Source organism: Streptomyces sp. NPDC028907 (assembly GCF_055564995.1).
Genome location: NZ_JBVHVE010000008.1, coordinates 434,983 through 456,561, shown reverse-complemented (window position 1 = coordinate 456,561; position 21,579 = coordinate 434,983). Strand labels below are relative to the sequence as shown.

Annotated in this window: 16 protein-coding genes and 1 pseudogene; 11 read left to right on the top strand and 6 right to left on the bottom strand. The window is 70.0% G+C overall.

The annotated features are described in order from the left end of the window. The 4 genes from ACZ4UU_RS26550 to glgB all read left to right on the top strand — a co-directional run. Positions 1-726 (top strand): alpha-amylase family glycosyl hydrolase (locus ACZ4UU_RS26550; protein WP_471905847.1); only part of this gene is annotated, 726 nt, incomplete at its 5' end. Beyond that, a complete protein-coding gene (treS, locus tag ACZ4UU_RS26545) occupies positions 723-2,423 on the top strand; it encodes a maltose alpha-D-glucosyltransferase (RefSeq protein WP_471905846.1) in 1,701 nt (566 codons plus the stop codon). The genes ACZ4UU_RS26550 and treS, both read left to right, overlap by 4 nt. Positions 2,424-2,509: 86 nt before the next feature. Beyond that, positions 2,510-3,955 (top strand): maltokinase N-terminal cap-like domain-containing protein, encoded by a 1,446-nt coding sequence (locus tag ACZ4UU_RS26540; protein WP_471905845.1) that lies wholly within the window; start codon positions 2,510-2,512, stop codon positions 3,953-3,955. Next, the gene (gene glgB, locus ACZ4UU_RS26535) at positions 3,952-6,597 is read left to right on the top strand and encodes a 1,4-alpha-glucan branching enzyme (protein WP_471905844.1); all 2,646 of its coding nucleotides are present in this window, start codon (positions 3,952-3,954) and stop codon (positions 6,595-6,597) included. Before ACZ4UU_RS26540 ends, glgB begins: the two co-directional genes overlap by 4 nt. Before the next feature lie 227 nt (positions 6,598-6,824). On the opposite strand, the gene ACZ4UU_RS26530 is transcribed toward glgB, so the two are convergent. From ACZ4UU_RS26530 to ACZ4UU_RS26515, 4 genes are all read right to left on the bottom strand, one after another. Further along, complete coding sequence (locus ACZ4UU_RS26530; protein WP_471905843.1) at positions 6,825-9,035, bottom strand: HelD family protein; 2,211 nt, start codon at positions 9,033-9,035, stop codon at positions 6,825-6,827. Positions 9,036-9,198: 163 nt separating this feature from the next. After that, positions 9,199-9,513 (bottom strand): thioredoxin family protein, encoded by a 315-nt coding sequence (locus tag ACZ4UU_RS26525; protein WP_471905842.1) that lies wholly within the window; start codon positions 9,511-9,513, stop codon positions 9,199-9,201. A gap of 14 nt (positions 9,514-9,527) precedes the next feature. Further along, positions 9,528-9,914: a MerR family transcriptional regulator gene (locus ACZ4UU_RS26520; RefSeq protein WP_471905841.1), complete on the bottom strand. Its 387-nt coding sequence runs from the start codon at positions 9,912-9,914 to the stop codon at positions 9,528-9,530. A gap of 254 nt (positions 9,915-10,168) precedes the next feature. Then, positions 10,169-11,551 (bottom strand): cation:dicarboxylate symporter family transporter, encoded by a 1,383-nt coding sequence (locus tag ACZ4UU_RS26515; protein WP_471905840.1) that lies wholly within the window; start codon positions 11,549-11,551, stop codon positions 10,169-10,171. Between the two features lie 246 nt (positions 11,552-11,797). Between ACZ4UU_RS26515 and ACZ4UU_RS26510 the strand changes: the two genes are divergently transcribed. Beyond that, positions 11,798-13,522, top strand: a complete 1,725-nt coding sequence (locus ACZ4UU_RS26510) for a sensor histidine kinase (RefSeq protein WP_471905839.1) — start codon at positions 11,798-11,800, stop codon at positions 13,520-13,522. Then, positions 13,519-14,220: a response regulator gene (locus tag ACZ4UU_RS26505; RefSeq protein ID WP_471905838.1), complete on the top strand. Its 702-nt coding sequence runs from the start codon at positions 13,519-13,521 to the stop codon at positions 14,218-14,220. The genes ACZ4UU_RS26510 and ACZ4UU_RS26505 overlap by 4 nt, the downstream gene beginning before the upstream one ends. 88 nt (positions 14,221-14,308) lie before the next feature. Here the strand turns inward: ACZ4UU_RS26505 and ACZ4UU_RS26500 are convergent, their stop codons facing one another. Beyond that, the gene (locus tag ACZ4UU_RS26500) at positions 14,309-14,848 is read right to left on the bottom strand and encodes a hypothetical protein (RefSeq protein WP_471905837.1); all 540 of its coding nucleotides are present in this window, start codon (positions 14,846-14,848) and stop codon (positions 14,309-14,311) included. 28 nt (positions 14,849-14,876) lie between these two features. On the opposite strand from ACZ4UU_RS26500, the pseudogene ACZ4UU_RS26495 reads away from it, so the two are divergent. The 5 genes and pseudogenes from ACZ4UU_RS26495 to ACZ4UU_RS26475 all read left to right on the top strand — a co-directional run. Next, positions 14,877-15,683: pseudogene (locus tag ACZ4UU_RS26495) on the top strand (5'-methylthioadenosine/S-adenosylhomocysteine nucleosidase family protein); the annotation flags it as partial. Positions 15,684-15,967: 284 nt separating this feature from the next. Continuing rightward, entirely contained in the window at positions 15,968-17,365 is a 1,398-nt protein-coding gene (locus ACZ4UU_RS26490) for an extracellular solute-binding protein (protein WP_471905836.1), read from the top strand. Positions 17,366-17,390: 25 nt separating this feature from the next. Beyond that, entirely contained in the window at positions 17,391-18,272 is an 882-nt protein-coding gene (locus tag ACZ4UU_RS26485; RefSeq protein WP_471905835.1) for a carbohydrate ABC transporter permease, read from the top strand. 6 nt (positions 18,273-18,278) lie between these two features. After that, positions 18,279-19,118 carry a carbohydrate ABC transporter permease gene (locus ACZ4UU_RS26480; RefSeq protein WP_471905834.1) on the top strand — a complete coding sequence of 280 codons (840 nt, stop codon included), beginning with the start codon at positions 18,279-18,281 and terminating at the stop codon, positions 19,116-19,118. A 465-nt stretch (positions 19,119-19,583) separates the two neighbouring features. Beyond that, positions 19,584-20,327 (top strand): helix-turn-helix domain-containing protein, encoded by a 744-nt coding sequence (locus tag ACZ4UU_RS26475; protein ID WP_471905833.1) that lies wholly within the window; start codon positions 19,584-19,586, stop codon positions 20,325-20,327. 72 nt (positions 20,328-20,399) lie between these two features. On the opposite strand, the gene ACZ4UU_RS26470 is transcribed toward ACZ4UU_RS26475, so the two are convergent. Further along, positions 20,400-21,425 (bottom strand): ATP-dependent 6-phosphofructokinase, encoded by a 1,026-nt coding sequence (locus tag ACZ4UU_RS26470; RefSeq protein ID WP_234765261.1) that lies wholly within the window; start codon positions 21,423-21,425, stop codon positions 20,400-20,402. Between the last annotated feature and the right edge of the window lie 154 nt (positions 21,426-21,579).

The following is a 21,579-nucleotide window of genomic DNA, read 5'->3' as shown; positions in this document are numbered from 1 at the left end:
GCCCAGATCGGCTTCCAGCAGTCGTACACCTACTTCACCTGGCGCAACAGCAAGCAGGAACTCACCGAATACCTCACCGAACTCTCCGGCGAGGCCGCCTCCTACATGCGGCCGAACTTCTTCGCCAACACCCCCGACATCCTCCACGAGTTCCTCCAGCGGGGCGGCCGCCCCGCCTTCGAACTGCGCGCCGTGCTCGCCGCCACCCTCTCCCCCACCTGGGGCATCTACAGCGGCTACGAACTGTGCGAGAACACCCCCCTGCGCAAGGGCAGCGAGGAGTACCTCCACTCCGAGAAGTACCAGCTACGCCCCCGCGACTGGGCCACCGCCGAGCGCGAGGGCCGCACCATCACACCCCTGATCACCCAGCTCAACGCCGTCCGGAGGGCGAATCCGGCCCTGCGGCAGTTGCGTGACCTCCACTTCCACCACGCGGACAAGGAAGCGGTGATCGCGTACTCGAAGCGAAGCGGTTCGAACACGGTTCTGGTGGTCGTCAACCTCGACCCGCACCACACCCAGGAGGCCACGGTCTCGTTGGACATGCCGCAACTCGGCCTGGACTGGCACGAGTCGGTGCCGGTGCGCGACGAGCTCACCGGCGAGACCTACCACTGGGGCAGGGCGAACTACGTGCGTCTCGAACCGGGCACTCGTCCCGCGCACATCCTCACCGTCCTGCGACCGTCCACCCCGCAGATCGGAGGGTCACCCAAAAAATGATCGTCAACGAGCCCGTTCAGGACACCTTCGAGGACACTCCTGCCAAGGATCGTGACCCGGATTGGTTCAAGCGCGCCGTCTTCTACGAGGTACTGGTCCGCTCCTTCCAGGACTCCAACGGCGACGGTGTCGGCGACCTCAAGGGCCTGACCGCCAAACTCGACTACCTGCAATGGCTCGGCGTCGACTGCCTGTGGCTGCCGCCCTTCTTCAAATCGCCTCTCAGGGACGGCGGTTACGACGTCTCCGACTACACGTCCGTGCTGCCCGAGTTCGGCGACCTGGCCGATTTCGTGGACTTCGTGGACTCCGCACACCAGCGCGGTATGCGGGTCATCATCGACTTCGTCATGAACCACACCAGCGACCAGCACCCGTGGTTCCAGGAGTCGCGAAAGGACCCGGACGGCCCGTACGGCGACTACTACGTCTGGGCCGACGACGACAAGGCGTACGCCGACGCCCGCATCATCTTCGTCGACACCGAGGCCTCCAACTGGACCTTCGACCCGGTCCGCAAGCAGTACTTCTTCCACCGCTTCTTCTCCCACCAGCCGGACCTGAACTACGAGAACCCGACGGTGCAGGAGGAGATCCTCTCGGCGCTGAAGTTCTGGCTGGACCTGGGAATCGACGGATTCCGGCTGGACGCGGTGCCCTATCTGTACGCGGAGGAAGGCACGAACTGCGAGAACCTCCCCGCCACCCATGACTTCCTGAAGCGGGTGCGGAAGGAGATCGACGCCCAGTACCCGGACACGGTGCTGCTGGCGGAGGCCAACCAGTGGCCGGAGGACGTCGTCGACTACTTCGGCGACTTCCGCAGCGGCGGCGACGAATGCCACATGGCCTTCCACTTCCCGGTCATGCCCCGCATCTTCATGGCCGTACGGCGGGAATCCCGCTATCCGGTCTCGGAAATCCTCGCCAAGACGCCGGCCATCCCCTCCGGCTGCCAGTGGGGCATCTTCCTGCGCAACCACGACGAGCTGACCTTGGAAATGGTCACCGACGAAGAGCGCGACTACATGTACGCGGAGTACGCCAAGGACCCGCGGATGCGCGCCAACATCGGCATCCGGCGCCGACTGGCCCCGCTGCTCGACAACGACCGCAACCAGATCGAGCTGTTCACCGCCCTGCTGCTGTCACTCCCCGGCTCGCCGATCCTCTACTACGGCGACGAGATCGGCATGGGCGACAACATCTGGCTCGGCGACCGCGACGCCGTCCGCACCCCCATGCAGTGGACCCCGGACCGCAACGCCGGGTTCTCGTCCAGCGACCCAGGGCGGCTCTTCCTGCCCACGATCATGGACCCCGTCTACGGCTACCAGGTGACGAATGTCGAGGCGTCGATGTCCTCGCCGTCCTCTCTGCTGCACTGGACGCGCCGCATGATCGAGATCCGCAAACAGAACCCGGCCTTCGGACTCGGTTCCTACACCGAACTCCAGTCGTCGAATCCGGCCGTGATCGCCTTCCTGCGTGAATACGAGGACGATCTCGTGCTGTGCGTGAACAACTTCTCCCGCTTCGCGCAGCCGACGGAACTGGATCTCCGCAGGTTCAACGGGCGGCATCCGGTCGAGCTGTCCGGCGGGGTGCGATTCCCGGCCATCGGTGAACTGCCGTACTTGCTGACGCTCGGTGGCCACGGCTTCTACTGGTTCCGGCTGCGCAAGGACGCCGTCTGAGAGCCCGGGCGGGGCGGTTTCCTCCGCCCCGCCCGGGGCACGCATCAGTAACCACCCCGACCGGCACGGGGAAAGGACGTGACGCCATGTCGAAAGCCGTCACCCGCACCCTCACGACCTCACCAGGTCTCCTCGCCTCGCTGGATCCCCTGCTGCGGGAGTGGCTGCCACGGCAGCGCTGGTTCGCGGGCAAGGGACGTCCGGTCACCGGGTTCTCGCTGGTGGCGGCCACCGAGCTGCTGCCGCCCGGCGGCAAGCTGGGCCTGTACCACCTGCTCGTGCGCGCGCACCAGGCCCTCGCGCCGGTGCCGGGCGCACCCGAGCAGCCCGCGGACTGCTACCAGCTCCTCATAGGCGACCGCGAGGCGCTGCCGCCCCGGCTGGCGCCCGCCCTGATCGGACACGTGGCGAAGGGCCCGCTCGCCGGACGCACGGTGTACGACGCCCTGTACGACACCCGTCCCACCGAACTGCTCCTGGAGGCACTGCGCACCGGGGCCCGGATCGGCGGGCTGCGCTTCGAACGCGACGCCGGCCAGGACATCCGGTCCGGCCTGGTGCCGCGCCTGGTCACCTCCGAACAGTCCAACTCGTCCGTCGTCTACGGCGATACGTTCATCCTGAAGCTGTTGCGCCGGGTCGTGCCCGGCGTCAATCCCGACCTGGAGCTGCCGCTGGCGCTGGCCCGGGAGGGCTGCGACCGGGTGCCCGCGCCGACGGCGTGGATCGGCGCGGAGCTGGCGGGCGACTCGTACGTCCTCGGTGTGCTCCAGCCGTTCGTGCAGGGCGCCGCGGACGGCTGGGAGCTGGCGCTGCGCGAACTGGCCAAGGGCGAGGACTTCGCCGCGGCGGCCCGGGCGCTCGGGCGCGCGACCGCCGAGGTGCACATGGCGCTGGCCCGCACCCTGCCGACCGTCACGCTCGGGCACACGCAGGTGCGGCAGCTGGTCGACGGCATGGTCGAGCGGCTGGAGGCGGCCGCGCAGGCCGTACCCGCGCTGCGGCCCTACGCGCCCGGTCTGCGCTCGGCCTTCGCCGCGCTGGCCGACCTGGCCGCCGAGGGGTGCACCTGGACCGCCCAGCGCATCCACGGCGACCTGCATCTCGGACAGTGCCTGCGCTCGCCGGCCGGTCAGTGGTGGCTGATCGACTTCGAGGGCGAGCCGTCGAAGCCGCTGGCCGAACGGCGGATGCCGCAGCCGCCGGTGCGGGACGTCGCGGGCATGCTGCGGTCCTTCGACTACGCGGCCCACTCCGCCGACCCACCGATACCCGGCTGGGCCGACACCTGCCGGGCCGCCTACTGCTCCGGGTACGCGCAGGTCAGCGACGTCGATCCACGGACCGATCCGGTGCTGCTGCGCGCGTACGAGACCGACAAGGCGATCTACGAGGTCGTCTACGAGGCCCGTCACCGCCCCGACTGGCTCCCGGTGCCGCTGTCCGCCATAAGCCGCCTGGCCGCGGACACCGGCACGCCCGCTTCCTCCACTCCCCTCTCTCCCCCTTCGCCTAGGAGGCCCCGCCCGTGACCCCCCGCACCACTCCCTCCAGCGGTTCGGCATCGAAGAAGACGGCCGAGAAGCCGGCCGAGCAGTCGACGGAACAGCAGGCCGAGCAGACGAGCGTCGCGAAGAAGGTGGCGACGAAGACGGCGGCGAAGACGGTGAAGGCCGCCGAGAAGGCCGCGGAGGCCATGAAGAAGGGGACGACGAAGAAGGCCGCCAAGAAGGCCGGCGCGGCGAAGAAGACGACCGCGAAGAAGGCTCCGGCGAAGAAGGCCGCCGCCAAGAAGGCCGTGGCCAAGAAGGCCGTGGCGAAGAAGACGACCGCGAAGACGACCACGGCGAAGACGACGGCGAAGAGCACCGCCCCGAAGGAGACCGCCGCCAAGAAGATCCCCGCGCAGAAGGCCACGGCGCCCAAGAAGATCCCGGCCCAGAAGGCGGCCCCCGTCGAGCCCCCGGCCCCCGTGGGCGTCGCTGTCTCCCCCGCACTCGACGCCACCGACCGCGACCGTCTCCTCACCGGCACCCACCATGACCCGCACTCCGTGCTGGGCGCCCACCCGCTGCCCGGCGGAGTCGCCTTCCGGGCCTTCAGGCCGTACGCCCTGTCGGTCACCGTCGTCGCTGGGGCCCTGCGGGCGGAACTGCACGACGACGGGGAGGGGTTCTTCTCCGGGCTGCTGCCGCTGCGGGACGTACCGGAGGGCTATCGGCTCCTCGTGGCGTACGAGGGGTCCGTGCAGGAGACCGAGGACGCGTACCGTTTCCTGCCCGCGCTGGGCGAGCTGGACCTGCATCTGATCGGTGAGGGACGGCACGAGGAGCTGTGGCGTGCGCTGGGCGCCGAGCCGATGACGCACCAGGGCGTGACCGGCACCCGGTTCACCGTGTGGGCCCCGAACGCCCGGGGCGTGTCCTTGGCCGGCACCTTCAACTTCTGGGACGGCACCGGGTATCCGATGCGCTCGCTCGGCGGCACGGGTGTCTGGGAGCTGTTCGTCCCGGAGATCGGTGAGGGCGAGCTGTACAAGTTCGAGATCACCCGGCCCGACGGTTCGAAGACGCTGCGCGCGGATCCGCTGGCCCGCCGGACGGAGGCCCCGCCCAACACGTCGTCGATCGTGCACGCCTCACGGCACGAGTGGGGCGACGCACAGTGGCTGGCGCGGCGCGGGGCGGTGCCGCCGCACGAGGCGCCGTTCTCGGTGTACGAAGTCCATCTGGCATCCTGGCGCCCGGGGCTGACGTACCGCCAACTGGCCGAGCAGCTCCCGGCGTACGTCAAGGACCTGGGCTTCACCCATGTCGAGCTGATGCCGGTCGCCGAGCACCCCTTCGGCGGCTCGTGGGGCTACCAGGTCACCGGCTTCTACGCGCCCACGGCCCGGCTCGGCACCCCGGACGACTTCAAGTACCTCGTCGACGCCCTCCATCAGGCCGGCATCGGCGTCCTGATGGACTGGGTGCCCGCGCACTTCCCGCGCGACGACTGGGCGCTGGCCGAGTTCGACGGGCGTCCGCTGTACGAGCACGAGGATCCGCTGCGCTCGGCCCACCCGGACTGGGGGACGCTGGAGTTCGACCTCGGGCGGCGCGAGGTGCGCAACTTCCTGGTGGCCAACGCCCTGTACTGGTGCGAGGAGTTCCACATCGACGGGCTGCGGGTGGACGCGGTGGCGTCCATGCTCTACCTGGACTACTCGCGTGAACCGGGGCAGTGGGTGCCGAACGAGCACGGCGGGCGGGAGAACCTGGACGCGGTGGCGTTCCTGCAGGAGATGAACGCGACGGTGTACCGGCGGGTGCCGGGGGTCGTGACGATCGCGGAGGAGTCGACGGCCTGGGACGGTGTGACGCGCCCGACGCACGTGGCGGGTCCGGGCGGCTTCGGGGGCCTCGGCTTCGGACTGAAGTGGAACATGGGCTGGATGCACGACTCGCTGGAGTACATGGCCAAGGAGCCGGTGCACCGCAAGTACCACCACGACGAGATGACGTTCTCGATGGTGTACGCCTACAGCGAGAACTACGTCCTCCCCATCTCCCACGACGAGGTGGTCCACGGCAAGCGGTCGCTGGTGTCGAAGATGCCGGGCGACTGGTGGCAGCAGCGCGCCGGCCATCGCGCCTACCTGGGCTTCATGTGGGCCCACCCGGGCAAGCAACTGCTCTTCATGGGGCAGGAGTTCGCGCAGGGCGCCGAGTGGTCGGAGGCGCACGGGCCGGACTGGTGGCTGCTGGATCCGGCGTACGGGGCGGAGCCCGACCACCGGGGCGTGCGGGACCTGGTCCGCGACCTCAACACGGTCTACCGCCACACCCCGGCCCTGTGGCAGCGGGACACCGACGCGTCCGGGTTCCAGTGGGTCGTGGGGGACGCGGCCGACGACAACGTGTTCGCGTTCTTGCGCTTCGACGCGGAGGGGGCTCCGCTGCTGGCGGTGTCGAACATGTCGCCCGTGGTTCGGCAGGACTACCGGCTCGGTGTTCCGGACGACGTCCCTGCGTGGTACGAGACCTTGAACACCGACGCCGCGCGCTACGGCGGCAGCGACGTCACCAACCCTGACCCGGTCAAGCCCGAGCCCCAGGGCTGGCACGGCCGCCCGGCGAGCATCCGACTGACGCTGCCGCCACTGGCAACGGTGTGGCTCCGCCCGGCCTAGCGTCCTTCGCCCCCGCCGCCCCTACCCGTCCCATCCCTGGGGGCTGCGCCCCCAGACCCCCGCCATCGGCCCTGCGGGCCTCGTCCTCAAACGCCGGACGGGCTGAAAGATCCACCCCTCCGGCGTTTGAGGAGCGGGGTCTGGGGCGGAGCCCCGGAAAGGGGCGCGGGGCTGTGTCAATTTGCGGCTCCGCCGCCGACCGAGACGGGTGGGTGGGCAAAGGCAGGTCAGGCCAAGCTCCGCGGCAGCGAACCCGTATGCAGCACCCCCAACCGCTGAGTGGCCCGAGTCAGGGCCACGTACAGGTCACTCGTCCCGTACAGCCCCGGCTCGACCACCAGTACGGAGTCGAACTCCAACCCCTTCGACTGACGCGGGTCGAGAAGCACGACGCTCCGGGTCAGGTCGGGCTCGGCGCCCGCAGGGACGCCGTCCAGCCGCGCAGCGAGCCTGCGGTGCAGATGGCGCGGCGCGATGACCGCGAGCCGCCCCTCGGCCGGCGTGAGCTCCCCGACCGCCTTCGCCACCGCGCCGGGCAGGTCGTCGGTGGCGCGTACCCAGGGCCGTACGCCGGTGGAGCGGACGGAACTCGGGGGCTCGAAGTCGGGGTTCCGGTCGCGGACGACCGCCGCCGCCAGGTCCATGATCTCGGCCGGGGTGCGGTAGTTGACGCCGAGCCGCGTGTGCTCCCAGCGGTCCTGGACGTAGGGCTCGAGGATCTTTGCCCAGGAACCGACACCCGCCGCCTCCGCGGTCTGCGCCGGATCGCCCACCAGCGTCATCGAACGGGTCGGGCTGCGCCGCATCAGCAGCCGCCAGGCCATCGGGGACAGCTCCTGCGCCTCGTCGACGATGATGTGCCCGAACGCCCAGGTACGGTCCGCCGCCGCGCGCTCGGCGGCGCTGCGGTGGTCGTCCTCCTCCTGACGTTCGGCGAAGCGCTCGGCGTCGATGATGTCGTGCGCGGAGAGGACCTCGCTGTCCTCGTCCTCCTTGTCCTCGAACTCGTAGGTCCGCGAGGCGTACGACACGTCCAGCACGCCCTGCGCGTACGCCACCTGCGTCTCGCGCTCGCGGTCCGCGCGGGCCCGGGCCAGCCGGTCGTCCTCGCCGAGGAGTTCGGCCGCCTCGTCGAGGAGCGGTACGTCCGCCACCGTCCACGCTCGCGTCACGGGCCGGCGGATCGCGGCGACGTCCTCGTCGGGGAGGTAGCCCACGGGGTCGGCGAGGAAGTCCGCGACCAGGCGCTGCGGGGTGAGCACCGGCCACAACTGGTCGACGGCCGCCCAGACCTCGGGGTTCTCGGCGAGCTCGTCACGGATCTGGGTGATGTCGCTGGGGTCGAGGAGGCTGCTGCCGTCGTACGGGTCGGTGCCGACGCGTTCGGCGTACAGCTCGGTGAGCGTGTTGAGGATGTGCCCCTCGAAGTGCTCACGGGCCACGTTGTGCGGGAGCCCCGCGGCCCGGGTGCGTTCGCGGGCCACCTTGACCAGGTCGTCGTCGAGCATGAGGATCTCGCGTTCGTGCTCGATCGCGATCACCGGGTCCGGCAGCGACTGCCAGTCGCGGACGACCTCGGCGAGTACGTCCGCCATGTCTGCGCGGCCCTTCACCGCGGCCGCCTCACGGGTGTCGGCGGCGGTCGCCCGGACCCCCGGGAACAGCTCGCCCACCGTGGCCAGCAGGACGCCCGTCTCGCCGAGCGAGGGCAGGACCTCGCCGATGTAGCCGAGGAAGGCGGGGTTCGGGCCGACGATCAGGACCGCGCGCTTGGCGAGCAGTTCGCGGTGTTCGTAGAGCAGGTACGCGGCGCGGTGCAGGGCGACGGCCGTCTTGCCGGTGCCGGGGCCGCCCTCCACCACCAGTACGCCTCGGTGGGGTGCCCGGATGATCTCGTCCTGCTCGGCCTGGATGGTCTGCACGATGTCGTGCATCCGGCCGGTGCGCGCGGCGTCGAGCGCGGCGAGCAGCACGGCGTCGCCGGTCGGGTCCTCGTGGCCGGTCCGCTGCTCGTCGCCCAGGTCGAGGATCTCGTCGTGCAGGGCCGTGACGGTACGGCCGCTGGTGGTGATGTGCCGCCTGCGCCGCAGCCCCATCGGGGTGTGGCCGGTGGCCAGGTAGAAGGGGCGGGCGACGTCGGCCCGCCAGTCGATGAGGATCGGTGTGCGCTCGGCGTCGTCGGTGCGCAGGCCGATCCGGCCGATGCGGTGGCTGACGCCCGAGGCCAGGTCGATCCGGCCGAAGCACAGCGATCCGTCCACGGCGTTCAGCGCGGCGAGCAGCCCCGAGCGCTCGGCGACGAGGATGTCCCGCTCCAGGCGGGCCTGCATGGGTGTGTTGCCCTGGGCGAGAGCGCCCGTGACGGAGGCCTCGGTGTCGCCGCGCAGCGCGTCCACGCGGGCGTACAGGTCGTCGATGAATTCCTGCTCACGCCGCATTTCACCGTCTTGAAATTCGGTGTTTGACAATTCCGCTCCCGGCCGGATATACTGCGTTCAGTGAACTTCTTTGCGACTCAAAACCTTTGAAGTCGCGAACCATTGAATATACGCAGAGAAATCCCCCGAGCGCAATTGCTCGGGGGATTTCTCTGTTCCGGGATCAGAGGACGTCGGACAGCTCCTCCAGCAGACGCCGCTTCGGGCGGGCGCCCACCATCGACTTCACCGGCTCACCGCCCCGGAACACCATGAACGTCGGCATGGACAGCACCTTGTACGCGTTCGTGGTCTCGGGGTTGTGGTCCACGTCCAGCTGGACCACCTTCAGCCGGCCCCCGGTCTCACCGGCGACAGCCGTCAGCACCGGCCCCATCTGCCGGCACGGCGGACACCAGTCGGCCGTGAACTCCACCAGCACCGGCAGCTCCGCCCCGATCACCTCCGCCGCGAAGTCCGCGTCCGTCACCTCGGCCACGCCTGCCGCCCTGATCACAGCCCCTGCCCTCCCAGTTCGCACAACGGTGGTTCCCCCTCGGCCATCGCCAGCCGCAGACCGATCTTGGCCCGCACGGCCTGCAACTCCCCGATCAGCGCGTCGAGCTCGTCCAGCTTGCGCCGGTAGACCGCGAGTGAGGCGGGACACGAGTCGCCCTCCGGATGCCCGGCCCGCAGACACTCCACGAACGGCCTGGTCTCCTCCAGGTCGAACCCGAAGTCCTGCAACGTCCTGATCTGCCGCAGCAGCTTCAGGTCGTCCTCGTCGTAGCTCCGATAGCCGTTGCCGCTGCGCCGCGCGGGCAGCAGCCCACGCGACTCGTAGTAGCGCAACGTGCGCGTCGTGGTCCCGGCCCGTGCGGCCAGCTCGCCGATTCGCATGCGTACGAACGTAATCCTTGACGCCGACGTCAGGGCAAGGGCGGGGGGAAGGAAGGGGAGGGAGCGGGGAAAAGGACCGGCCCTCGCCACCTGCGGGGTGGAGAGGGCCGTTCGGGTCGAGTCGAATCGAGGTGCCCGGTGACCGGGCGGCTGAGCGACGGGGAGCAGCTCAGCCGCCCGGAGTGCGATGGCCGGGCGCCCGGCCCCGGTTCAGGCGGGGCCGGACGTCCGGAGCGGGGACCCCGGGCCGGGGATCAGGCCTTGGCGAGTTCCTTCTCGCCGCCCTGTTCCGGGACCTCGGCCTCGGCCGGGGCGCCGTGGCCGTCGTCCAGGAGGGTCGCCTCGTCGAACGGGACGGCACCGGCGAGCACCTCGTCGACGCGGGCGCGGTCGATCTCCTTCGTCCAGGTGCCGATCAGGACCGTGGCCACGGCGTTGCCCGCGAAGTTCGTCAGGGCGCGGGCCTCGCTCATGAAGCGGTCGATGCCGACGATGAGGCCGATGCCGTCCACCAGGGCCGGCTTGTGCGACTGGAGGCCACCGGCCAGGGTGGCCAGACCAGCTCCGGTGACACCGGCGGCGCCCTTGGAGGCGACCAGCAGGAAGAGCAGCAGCGGGATCTGCTCACCGATCGACATCGGCGTACCCATGGCGTCGGCGATGAACAGGGACGCCATGGTCATGTAGATCATGGTGCCGTCGAGGTTGAAGGAGTAGCCGGTCGGGACGGTGATGCCGACGACGGGCTTGCTGATGCCCAGGTGCTCCATCTTCGCGATGAGGCGCGGCAGCGCGGACTCGGAGGAGGAGGTCGACAGGATCAGCAGGAACTCACGGCCCAGGTACTTGAAGAGCGTGAAGATGTTGAGACCGGCGACGACCCGCAGCAGCGCGCCCAGCACGATGAAGACGAAGAGGAAGCAGGTGACGTAGAAGCCGAGCATCAGTACGGCGAGGCTCTTGAGGGCGTCCAGGCCGGCGGAACCGGTGACGGCGGCGATGGCGCCGAAGGCACCGATGGGCGCGGCCCACATCACCATGGCGAGGATGCGGAAGACGAGCCGCTGGATGTGCTGCACACCGCGCAGGATCGGCTCCCCGGCCGAGCCCATGGCCTGCAGCGCGAAACCGGCGAGCAGGGCGATGAGCAGGGTCTGCAGGACCGATTCCGAGGTGAAGGCGGAGACCATCGTGGTCGGGATGATGCCGAGCAGGAACTCGGTGGTGTCCTTGGCCTCGGCGTCGACCTGCGCGTGACCGACGTCCTTGACGGCGTCGGTGACGGCGAGGCCGGTGCCCGGCTCCAGGATGTTGCCGACGACCAGGCCGATGGCGAGGGCGACGAGCGACATCGCGAGGAAGTAGACCAGCGCGATACCGCCGACGGCGCCGACCTTCGCGGCCTTCCGTACCGAGCCGATACCCAGCACGATCGTGCAGAAGATGATCGGCGAGATCATCATCTTGATGAGGTTCACGAAGCCCGTGCCGATGGGCTTCAGCTCGACCGCGAAGTCGGGCGCGACCAGGCCCACGGTGATACCGAGGGCCACCGCGATGATCACCGCGATGTAGAGGTAGTGCGTGCGGTCCCGTTTGGCGACGGGTGCCTTCTCGGGGGAACTGGCGGCGGCCACGGCTGCCCTCCTTGACGTCTTCGTCGGTATCACCGGCGTGCGGCTCACGTCCGGGGGTGTGGGGGTCTCGCTGACCGGCCGTCGCGCCCCGGGGACGGGGGCGTCGTATTCAGCGATGCGGTGACTATCTCCCGCCGTGTGAGGGCGGTCACCCTTCCGTTCATTTAGTTCACCGGCTGTGCGAGTCCGGCATCCCCCTCGTCCGCGAGGGGGCGGTCAAAATCGGCCATGGGGCAGACTGGCGGCATGCGCATCCCCGTCCCGAGGCCCCGTAGCCTGGCCGGCCAGCTCTTCGCCATGCAGGCCGTGCTGATAGCGGTGCTCGTCGCCGGATACGCCGTCTTCACCTACGTCAGTGACCGCGGCCAGGCCGAGGAGTCCGCGCGCCGCCAGGCCATGGCGGTGACACAGTCGATCGCCGACGCCCCGTCCGTCCGGGAGGCGATCCACACCCCCGACCCGTCGGACCTGCTCCAGCCGTACGCCCTGCGGGTCCAGCGTGACACCGAGGTCGATTTCGTCACGATCATGACCCCGGCGGGGATCCGCTGGACGCACCCCAACCCGAAGCAGATCGGCCAGCACTTCCAGGGCCACACGGAGCGCGCCCTCAGGGGTGAGGCGTTCACCGAGACGTACACCGGCACGCTCGGCCCGTCCGTGCGCGCGGTCGTTCCGATCCGCGACGGGGAAGACGGTGAAGGCGAGATCATCGGCCTGGTCAGCGCGGGCATTCGGGTCGAGGCGATCAGCAAGCGAGTGCAGGATCAGCTGACGGCCCTGATCGGCGTCGCGGGCGGGGCGCTGGCCCTGGGCGCGATCGGCACCTATGTCATCAACGCGCGTCTGCGCCGTCACACCCACGGCATGAACGCGGCCGAGCTGAGCCATATGCACGACTACCACCAGGCCGCGCTGCACGCGGTGCGTGAGGGGCTGCTGATGCTGGACGGGCAGTACCGGGTGGCGCTCATCAACGACGGGGGCCGGGAGCTGCTCGGCGTCCCGCACGAGGAGGACGTGGTCGGCACGTCGGTGGCGGAGCTGGGGCTGCCGGCCCCGCTGACCGGGGCGCTGCTGGCGTCGGAGCCGCGGGTGGACGAGGTACACCTGGCGGCGGAGCGGGTGCTGGTGGTGAACACGTCGCCCGTGTCCGGAGGTGAGCGCCGGGGGACGGTGGTGACCCTGCGGGACGTCACCGAACTCCAGTCGCTCATGGGCGAGTTGGACTCGGAGCGGGGCTTCACCCAGGCCCTGCGCTCGCAGGCGCACGAGGCGGCGAACCGGCTGCACACGGTCGTGTCACTGATCGAACTGGGGCGGGCCGAGGAGGCGGTGGAGTTCGCGACCGCCGAGCTGGAACTGGCTCAGGCGCTGACCGACCAGGTGGTTGCGGCGGTGAGCGAGCCGGTGCTGGCCGCACTGCTGCTGGGGAAGACGGCGCAGGCCAATGAGCGCGGGGTGGAGCTGGTGGTGTCGGAGGACAGCCGGCTGGACGACGGGCTGCTGCCGCCGTCACTCCCGGCGCGCGACCTGGTGACCATCCTCGGTAACTTGATCGACAATGCCGTGGACGCGGCGCAGGGGAGTGTGCGGGCTCGGGTGACGGTGACGGCGTACACGGACGACACCGACGGCGCAGGGCTGGTGCTGCGGGTGTCCGACACCGGGACCGGGGTGGATCCGGCGCACGCGGAAGCGGTGTTCGAACGCGGATTCTCGACCAAGCCGGCCGGACCGGGTGGGCGAGGGCTGGGACTGGCGCTCGTACGGCAGGCGGTGAGCCGGCACGAGGGGACGCTGACGGTGGCGGAGGCGGCCGGGGGCGGGGCGGAGTTCGAGGTGCGGCTGCCTCTGGGCGAGGGGGCTGGGCGCTCGCGGGAGGGCGGGGCCGTGCGGGAGGACGAGGCAGTGCGGGGGACCGAGGCCGTACAGGGGACCGGGAGCGCGGTTGCCGGAGGTGACGTATGACGGCGATGGCCGGGCAGGCGATCCGGGTGCTGGTCGTGGAGGACGATCCGGTCGCCGCGGACGCGCATGCGATGTACGTAGGGCGGGTGCCGGGCTTCGTCGCGGTCGGCAAGGCGCACACGGGAGCGGAGGCGCGGCGCGCGCTGGAGCGGACGCCGGTGGATCTGCTGCTGCTGGACCTGCACCTGCCGGATGTGCACGGACTGCAACTGGCGCGTTCGCTGCGGGCTGCCGGGCATCACGCTGACGTGATCGCGGTGACGTCGGCCCGGGACCTGGCCGTGGTGCGGGAGGGGGTGTCGCTCGGGGTCGTGCAGTACGTACTGAAGCCGTTCACGTTCGCCACGCTTCGGGACCGGCTGGTGCGGTACGCCGAGTTCCATGCGGCGGTGGGGGAGGCGAGCGGGCAGGACGAGGTGGACCGGGCGCTGGCGGCGCTGCGGGCACCGGGGCCGGCCGCGCTGCCGAAGGGGTTGAGCGGGCCCACGTTGGAGCGGGTGACGGGGGCTGTGCGGGAGGCCGAGGAGGGGCTCACGGCGGCGGGGGTCGCCGAGGCCGTGGGGATTTCCCGGATCACGGCTCGACGGTATCTGGAGCATCTGGTGGAGGCGGGGAGGGCTGAGCGGGCGCCGGTCTATGGGCAGGTGGGACGGCCGGAGTTGGTCTATCGGTGGGTTCGGGGCGGGGGTGGGCGGTGAGGGCGGCGGGCGGTCAGAACCCACCCGGCCTCGCGGCAGCCCGGCCAACGCCTCCGGTACGGCGACCCCACCACCCCCTGGATCACCATCACGCCCCGCTCGCGTACCGCACCACCTGCCACCCCAATCCGGCCACAGCCAGCGCCTCCCCCACCGACAACACGACGAGCAGCGCCCCGGACCCTCCATCCACCCAGAACAGCACCAGCGCAGCCAGCGGCACTCCGCAGAAGGCCAGCAGGTCCACGACGAGCTGCACGGCCTTGCGGGACCCGCGCCGCGCCTCCCCCCGGTGGGCGGTCTCCCACCCGAACGCCTCGAACCCACCCCCGGGTTGGGCCAGCGCGGCGAGCCGCGGCCCCAACTGCTCCCGGACGTACGCGCCGATCGCCGAGATCTTCTGATCGTTCACGAGATACGTCCACCCGAGCACCACGCACACCGGGGGCAGCGCGAGCAGCATCGACGGCTGCTTGGCCTGCGCGGCGGCGGCGATGACGGCGGCCACGACGGCCAGGGTCACGTACAGCAGGTTGTCCCGGAACCCGATCCGCGCCTTCTGCTCGTCCTTGACGCTCTGATACTCGGCGAGCAGCAACTGCCCCACCGTGACGTCCTGTTCCGCCACTCGAATCCCTTCCCCCGCCTGTACGTCGTTGAGCGTGCCGGAGACTCAGCCCACCGCTCTCGTCCTGGCCGCGCTCCCTCTCGAATACGACGCCGTCCGCGCGTACGTCGAGGAGCGGCGCGAACGCGTGCACCCTGACGGGACGCGAGTCGAGAAGGGCCGACTGCCCGGCACTGCTTGGCATATTGCCATCGCCGAGCTGGGCATGGGCGCGGAGCGGGCGGCGTCACTGACCACACAGCTCATCAGTTGGCTGCACCCGGAGGCCGTGTTCTTCGTGGGTGTGGCCGGCAGTCTCAAGCACGACGTCCGGATCGGGGATGTCGTCGTCGGCACGCAGGTGTACGAGATCCACGGTGGCAAGCAGACGCCGGAGGGTTTCCTGGTCCGGCCGAAGGCCCTGCCGGGCTCGCACGCGCTCGAACAGGCGGCCCGTTCCGCGGTGCGGGACATGCCCGACGTGCGGGCGCACTTCATGCCGATCGCCACCGGTGACGTGGTCCTGGCGGACGCCGAGTCCGAGATCGCCGGGCATCTGCGCAGGAGCTACAACGACGTCGGCGCGATCGAGATGGAGGGCTCGGGGGCAGCCCACGCGGCCCACCTGAACGGCCAGTTGCATGCCTTGGTGATCCGGGGCATCAGCGACCGAGCGGACGCGGGCAAGCGGGAGGCCGACGCGGCGGGTTCGCAGGAAATCGCCGCCAGGCAGGCAGCCGCGGTGACGTTCGCGGTGCTGCGCAAGCACCGGCCGCGCCAGGAGTCGCCGGGGGCGGGCACTGCGCAACCTGGCCATGGCCCATCAAGACGCCCTCCACGAGGAGGAGGCCCACACCACCAACCTCCAGGCAGTCGAGGCCTTCACCCGGGCATACGCCCCGGACGAAGCCGACACGGCCCAGTACGCCGCGACCTGGCCTTGGCCGACCGCCGCGCCCTCCACAGAGCACGAGCCCGCACCACCCGCCTTCAGGCCGCCGGAACCCTGATCCGAGCGAACGCCCCCCGCCGAAGCCGTCAACTTCAATACCGCGCATACGCATTGACCTGACTAGACCAGTCGACCTACGTTCACCGGGCAGCCGTCCCAGCGCCACGACGAAGTGCCCGCAGGAGGTCATGCCCGTGCGCCCCACCGCCTCCCTCCCCGCCGCCTCTCTCCCCACGCTCCTCGCCCTCACCCTCGCCGCCGCAGGCACCCTCACCGCGTGCGGCAGCGGCTCCGGCAGTGACCCGGACACCATCAAGGTCTCCTTCAAGCAGTCCACGGACAACTCCATCAAGGTGATGGACACCTACCTCGCGGACATCAAGAAGCAGTTCGAGAAGGCGAACCCCGGCAAGAAGGTCGAGTTCGTACCGATCAAGGCCCCGGACTCGGAGTACTACACCAAGCTGCAGCAGATGCTCCGCTCCCCGAAGACCGCCCCGGACCTGGTCTACGAGGACACCTTCCTCATCAACTCGGACATCACCAGCGGGTACTTGAAGCCTCTCGACCCCTACCTCGCCAAGTGGAAGGACTGGGAACAGTTCATCGACACGGCGAAGTTGGCCGCCAAGGGCGAGGACGGGAAGACGTACGGCGTCCCGGACGGCACCGACACCCGGGGGCTGTGGTTCAGCAAGGACATCTTCGAGAAGGCCGGTCTGCCCGCCGACTGGCGGCCGAAGACCTGGGACGAGGTCCTGGACGCCGCCCGCGCCGTCAAGGAGAAGGTCCCGGGCGTCATCCCGCTCAACGTGTACACGGGCAAGCCCGTCGGCGAGGCCGCCACCATGCAGACGTTCGAAATGCTGCTCTACGGCACGGGCGCGAGCGCCAGCGCCTCGGACCCGCTGTACGACAAGTCCGCCAAGAAGTGGATCGCCGGAAGCCAGGGCTTCAAGGACTCCCTCTCGTTCGTCGAGACCGTCTACAAGGAGAAGCTCGGCCCGGACGTCTCCGACGCCCTCGACCCCAACGTCATGACCCGGGTACGCGGCGAGTGGCTCCCGCAGGGCAAGCTCGCCATCGCCCTCGACGGCTCCTGGCTCCCCCAGGACTGGCTCCCCGGCAGCGGCCACGAGTGGCCGGAGTGGTCCGACGAGCTCGGCCTCGCCGCCATGCCGACGCAGAACGGCCAGGCCCCCGGGAAGGTGAGCATGTCCGGTGGCTGGACCTGGTCCATCCCGGCCAAGGCGTCCAACCCCGACCTCGCGTTCGAGTTCATCAAGACGATGCAGACGAAGGCGAACGCCCAGAAGTGGTACGTCGCCAACTCCGGCATCGCGGTCCGCGAGGACGTCGCCGCCGACCCCGCGTACATCGAGGCCCAGCCCGGCATCGAATTCTTCACGGACCTGGTGGCCAGCACCCACTACCGCCCCGCCTACCCGGCGTATCCGAGGGTCTCCACCGCCGTCCAGGAGGCGATGGAGGGCGTGACGACGGGTGACATGTCGGTGGAGGAGGCGGCGAAGGGCTACGACGAGGAGCTGAAGTCGGCGACGGACGACCAGGTGATCGAGAAGTGAGCGCTGCCGGGACGGGGTCCCGCGGATGAAGCAGGCCCCCTCTCCCCCTCTCCTGCGCTCCCTCACCCGCGCCCTCCCCGTCGCCCCCGCCGTCGTCCTCCTCGTCCTCTTCCTCGCCGGGCCCATCGCCTACTGCGCCTACATCGCCTTCACCGACCTCCAGCTCACCGGCCAGGCCGAGGACTCCTTCGTCGGTTTCGACAACTTCCGTACGGCGTTCGACGACGAGGCGTTCCGCAACGCGGTCTGGCTCACGCTCGTGTTCACCGTGATCTCCGCGCTGCTCGGCCAGAACACGCTGGGCCTGGCCCTGGCCGCGTTGATGCAGCGCGCGTCCAAGCCGGTCCGCACGCTGGTGGGCGCCATCGTCATCACGGCGTGGGTGCTGCCGGAGGTCGTCGCCGGCTTTCTCCTCTACGCCTTCTTCCGCCGCGAAGGCACCCTGAACGCCATCCTGGGCTGGCTCCATCTCCCCACCCAGAACTGGCTGTTCACGCTTCCGATCCTGGCGGTGTCGTTCGCGAACGTCTGGCGGGGCACCGCCTTCTCGATGCTGGTCTACTCGGCGGCGCTGGGCGAGATCCCCAAGGAGATCACGGAGGCGGCCGAGGTCGACGGCGCCGGCGGCTGGCGTCGTATGTGGCACATCACCCTCCCGATGATCCGCCGTTCCATCGGCACCAACCTCATGCTCATCACCCTCCAGACCCTGTCCGTCTTCGGGCTGATCTGGGTGATGACGAGGGGCGGGCCGGGCGGCAAGAGCCAGACGCTGCCGCTGTTCATGTACGAGGAGGCGTTCCAGAAGAGCATGATCGGTTACGGCACGGCGGTCGCCCTTCTCCTGCTGGTGGTGGGCTCCCTGTTCTCGGTGGTCTACCTGCGGCTGCTGCGAACGGAGGTGTGACGCCGAATGCCTCGCTCTCTCTCCGCGCGGCGCACCGCCCGCCGTCTGGCCGCCGACGCCGGTCTGCTGGTGGTGGCGGCGGCGTTCGTGCTTCCGCTGGCGTGGCTGGTCCTGTCCTCGCTGGACACCGCCGCCGACCTTCAGGTGAAGGTCCCGGACGGCGTCACCCTGGACAACTTCGACGCGGTCCTGACCCCGGACATCACCTTCACCCCGCTCCTCAACAGCCTGCTCCTGTGCGGCGGCGGGACACTGCTGACGGTGGTCTGCGCCGCGCTCGCCGCCTACCCGCTGTCCCGGTTCCGGTCCCGCCTCAACCGGCCCTTCCTGCTGACGATCCTGTTCGCGACGAGCCTGCCGATCACGGCGATCATGGTGCCGGTGTACGCCCTCTTCGTGCAGGTGAACCTGATCGACACCATGGAGGGGACGGTCTTCTTCTTCGCCGCCTCCCAACTGCCGTTCGCCATCTGGCTGATGAAGAACTTCATGGACGGGGTCCCGAAGGAGCTGGAGGAGGCCGCCTGGACGGACGGGGCGTCGTCGCTCCAGTCGCTGGTGCGGGTCGTGCTGCCGCTGATGGGGCCGGGGGTGGCGGTGGTGACGGTGTTCTCGTTCGTGATGATGTGGGGGAACTTCTTCGTTCCGTTCATGCTGCTGCTCACACCGGACCAGATGCCGGCGGCCGTGAGCATCAACGAGTTCTTCGGGAACCGCGGGACCGTGGTGTACGGGCAGCTGGCGGCGTTCTCGATCATCTACTCGACGCCGGTGATCCTGCTGTACGTGCTGGTGGCCCGGCGGCTGGGGGGCGGGTTCGCGTTGAGCGGGGCGGTGAAAGGGTGAAGGGGTGATCGCGCGGCGGGCTGGGTCGTGCCGCGTGCGTGGCGCGCCGTCGGGTGCCGCGTACCGGCCGCACCGTCGGACACCGCGAACCGGCCGCACCGTCGGGATCGAGCCGCGCGCCACTCCCTATGTCCGACCTGTCGGCCCACCTCCCGTTGACGCACTCGATTTCGACACCCGGCCGTACGATCGACCACCACTGCGCGCCCTTCGGGGCCGGCGCCGCGAGCCGCCAGGAGACGGGCAACGGAAAGCGCTCGCGAATATGCCGCCTGACCTTGCCGTTCACCGACCGTCACCGGTCGCCCGCCGCACGTCGGCCCCGTCCCTGCGGCACCCGCGCCGGAACCCGGCCCGCACCGCAAAAGATCTCACCCGTCAACGAACCCGCCAGTAGCCGTAGCTTCATACAATCCGTAATCCTGGCCGAACAGACCGTAGTCACGACTCTCGGCCCGGCCTACGTTGTGGCCCGTGCGCCGACCCCAAGCCCAACCGAACCAGCCCGACCGCTCCAGCCGCCGAACCCCGCCCACTCCCCCGTTCAACGCCCCCGCCGCCCGCAGACTCCGCGCCGCCCTCAACATGGGGCCCGAGCACGTCGCCTACGGGATGCGCGCGTCGTACGGTCTGCCCTACGTCACCCAGGACCTCGTCGTCGCCTGGGAACGGGAGATCACCTGCCCCGACAACAACGAACTCACCGCCCTCGCCGGTGTGCTGTGGTGCTCGCCCAGCGAGCTGCTCGGCAAGCCGCGGACGCTGCGCGAACACCGCCTCGCCCGTGGCCTCGCACCCGAGGACGTGGCGCGCACCGTGGGGCACGAACTCCTCGCGTACCTGCGCATGGAGGAGAACGACGACTGGCAGGGCAACGACCGCCAGTCCGCCGCCCTCGCCGACGTCCTCGGTCTGACGGTCCCGGACTTCATCACCGTCACCGGCCGTGACAGGGCCCTCGCCGAGCTGCTGCGCAGTGCCGTGACGACGCGCTGGCAGGCGTACGTCCGCCCGGTCGGCAAGATGGTGCCCCTGGACCGGCGCCTGTTGGAGGACGCCCTCCAGCAGCTGCACCAGAACTACCAGGGGCAGATGACCGCCACGCTCAGCTGGGGTGGCGGCGGCAGCGAGTCCAGTGCGGCCGGCCGCGAGTTCCTGGACCGGATCGTGGAGCACTTCTGGGCGACGGTCGATGGCGCCACCGCCTGAACCGAACCCGGACCGGACCCGCCTGACCCCGCACCGAACCCGCGCGCTCCGGCCCTCGGCCTGGACCCCGGTCTAGAACACCGACTCCGCCTCGTCCATCCGGTCCTTCGGCACCGTCTTCAGCTCGGTCACGGCCTCGGCCAGCGGCACCATCACGATGTCGGTCCCGCGCAGGGCGGTCATCCTGCCGAAGTCGCCCCGGTGCGCGGCCTCCACGGCGTGCCAGCCGAAGCGGGTGGCGAGGACGCGGTCGTACGCGGTGGGCACGCCGCCGCGCTGGACGTGGCCGAGGATGACCGGCTTGGCCTCCTTGCCGAGGCGGCGCTCCAGCTCGAAGGCGAGGGCCGTGCCGATGCCCTGGAAGCGCTCGTGGCCGTACTGGTCGATCGCGCCCTTGCCGTAGTCCATGGTGCCGTCGGCCGGATGGGCGCCCTCGGCGACGCAGATCACGGCGAACTTCTTGCCGCGCGCGAAGCGCTCCTCGACCATCTTCACCAGGTCGGCCGGGTCGAAGGGGCGCTCGGGCAGGCAGATGCCGTGCGCGCCGGCCGCCATGCCGGACTCCAGGGCGATCCAGCCGGCGTGCCGGCCCATGACCTCCACGACCATGACGCGCTGGTGCGATTCCGCGGTGGTCTTCAGGCGGTCCATGGCCTCGGTGGCGACGCCCACGGCCGTGTCGAAGCCGAACGTGCGGTCCGTCGAGGAGATGTCGTTGTCGATCGTCTTGGGGACCCCGACCACCGGCAGGCCGGCGTCCGACAGCATGCGGGCCGCCGTCAGGGTGCCCTCGCCGCCGATCGGGATCAGCGCGTCGATGCCGAAGTCACGGGCGATGTCGATGGCGCTCTCGCAGGCCTCGCGCAGCCGGTCGCGCTCCAGGCGGGACGAGCCCAGGATGGTGCCGCCGCGGGCCAGGATGCCGCTGACGGCCTCCAGGTCGAGGCTGCGGTAGTGGCCGTCCAGCAGGCCCGCGTACCCGTCCTCGAAGCCGATCACCTCGTCGCCGTACTGCGCGACCGCTCGGTGCACGACCGACCGGATCACGGCGTTCAGGCCGGGGCAGTCGCCGCCTGCGGTGAGAACTCCGATGCGCATCGTGCTGTGTCTCCTGCTCGCTGTTGATACCGGTGAGCCAGTCCGATTGTTTCACGTCCGTGAGGACCATGTCGCTCCCGCACTGACGGGCGCCTTATCCACCGCCAAGGGTATTGTCAAGAGGGTTTCGCTCACCCCACTGGGCGATTTTTCG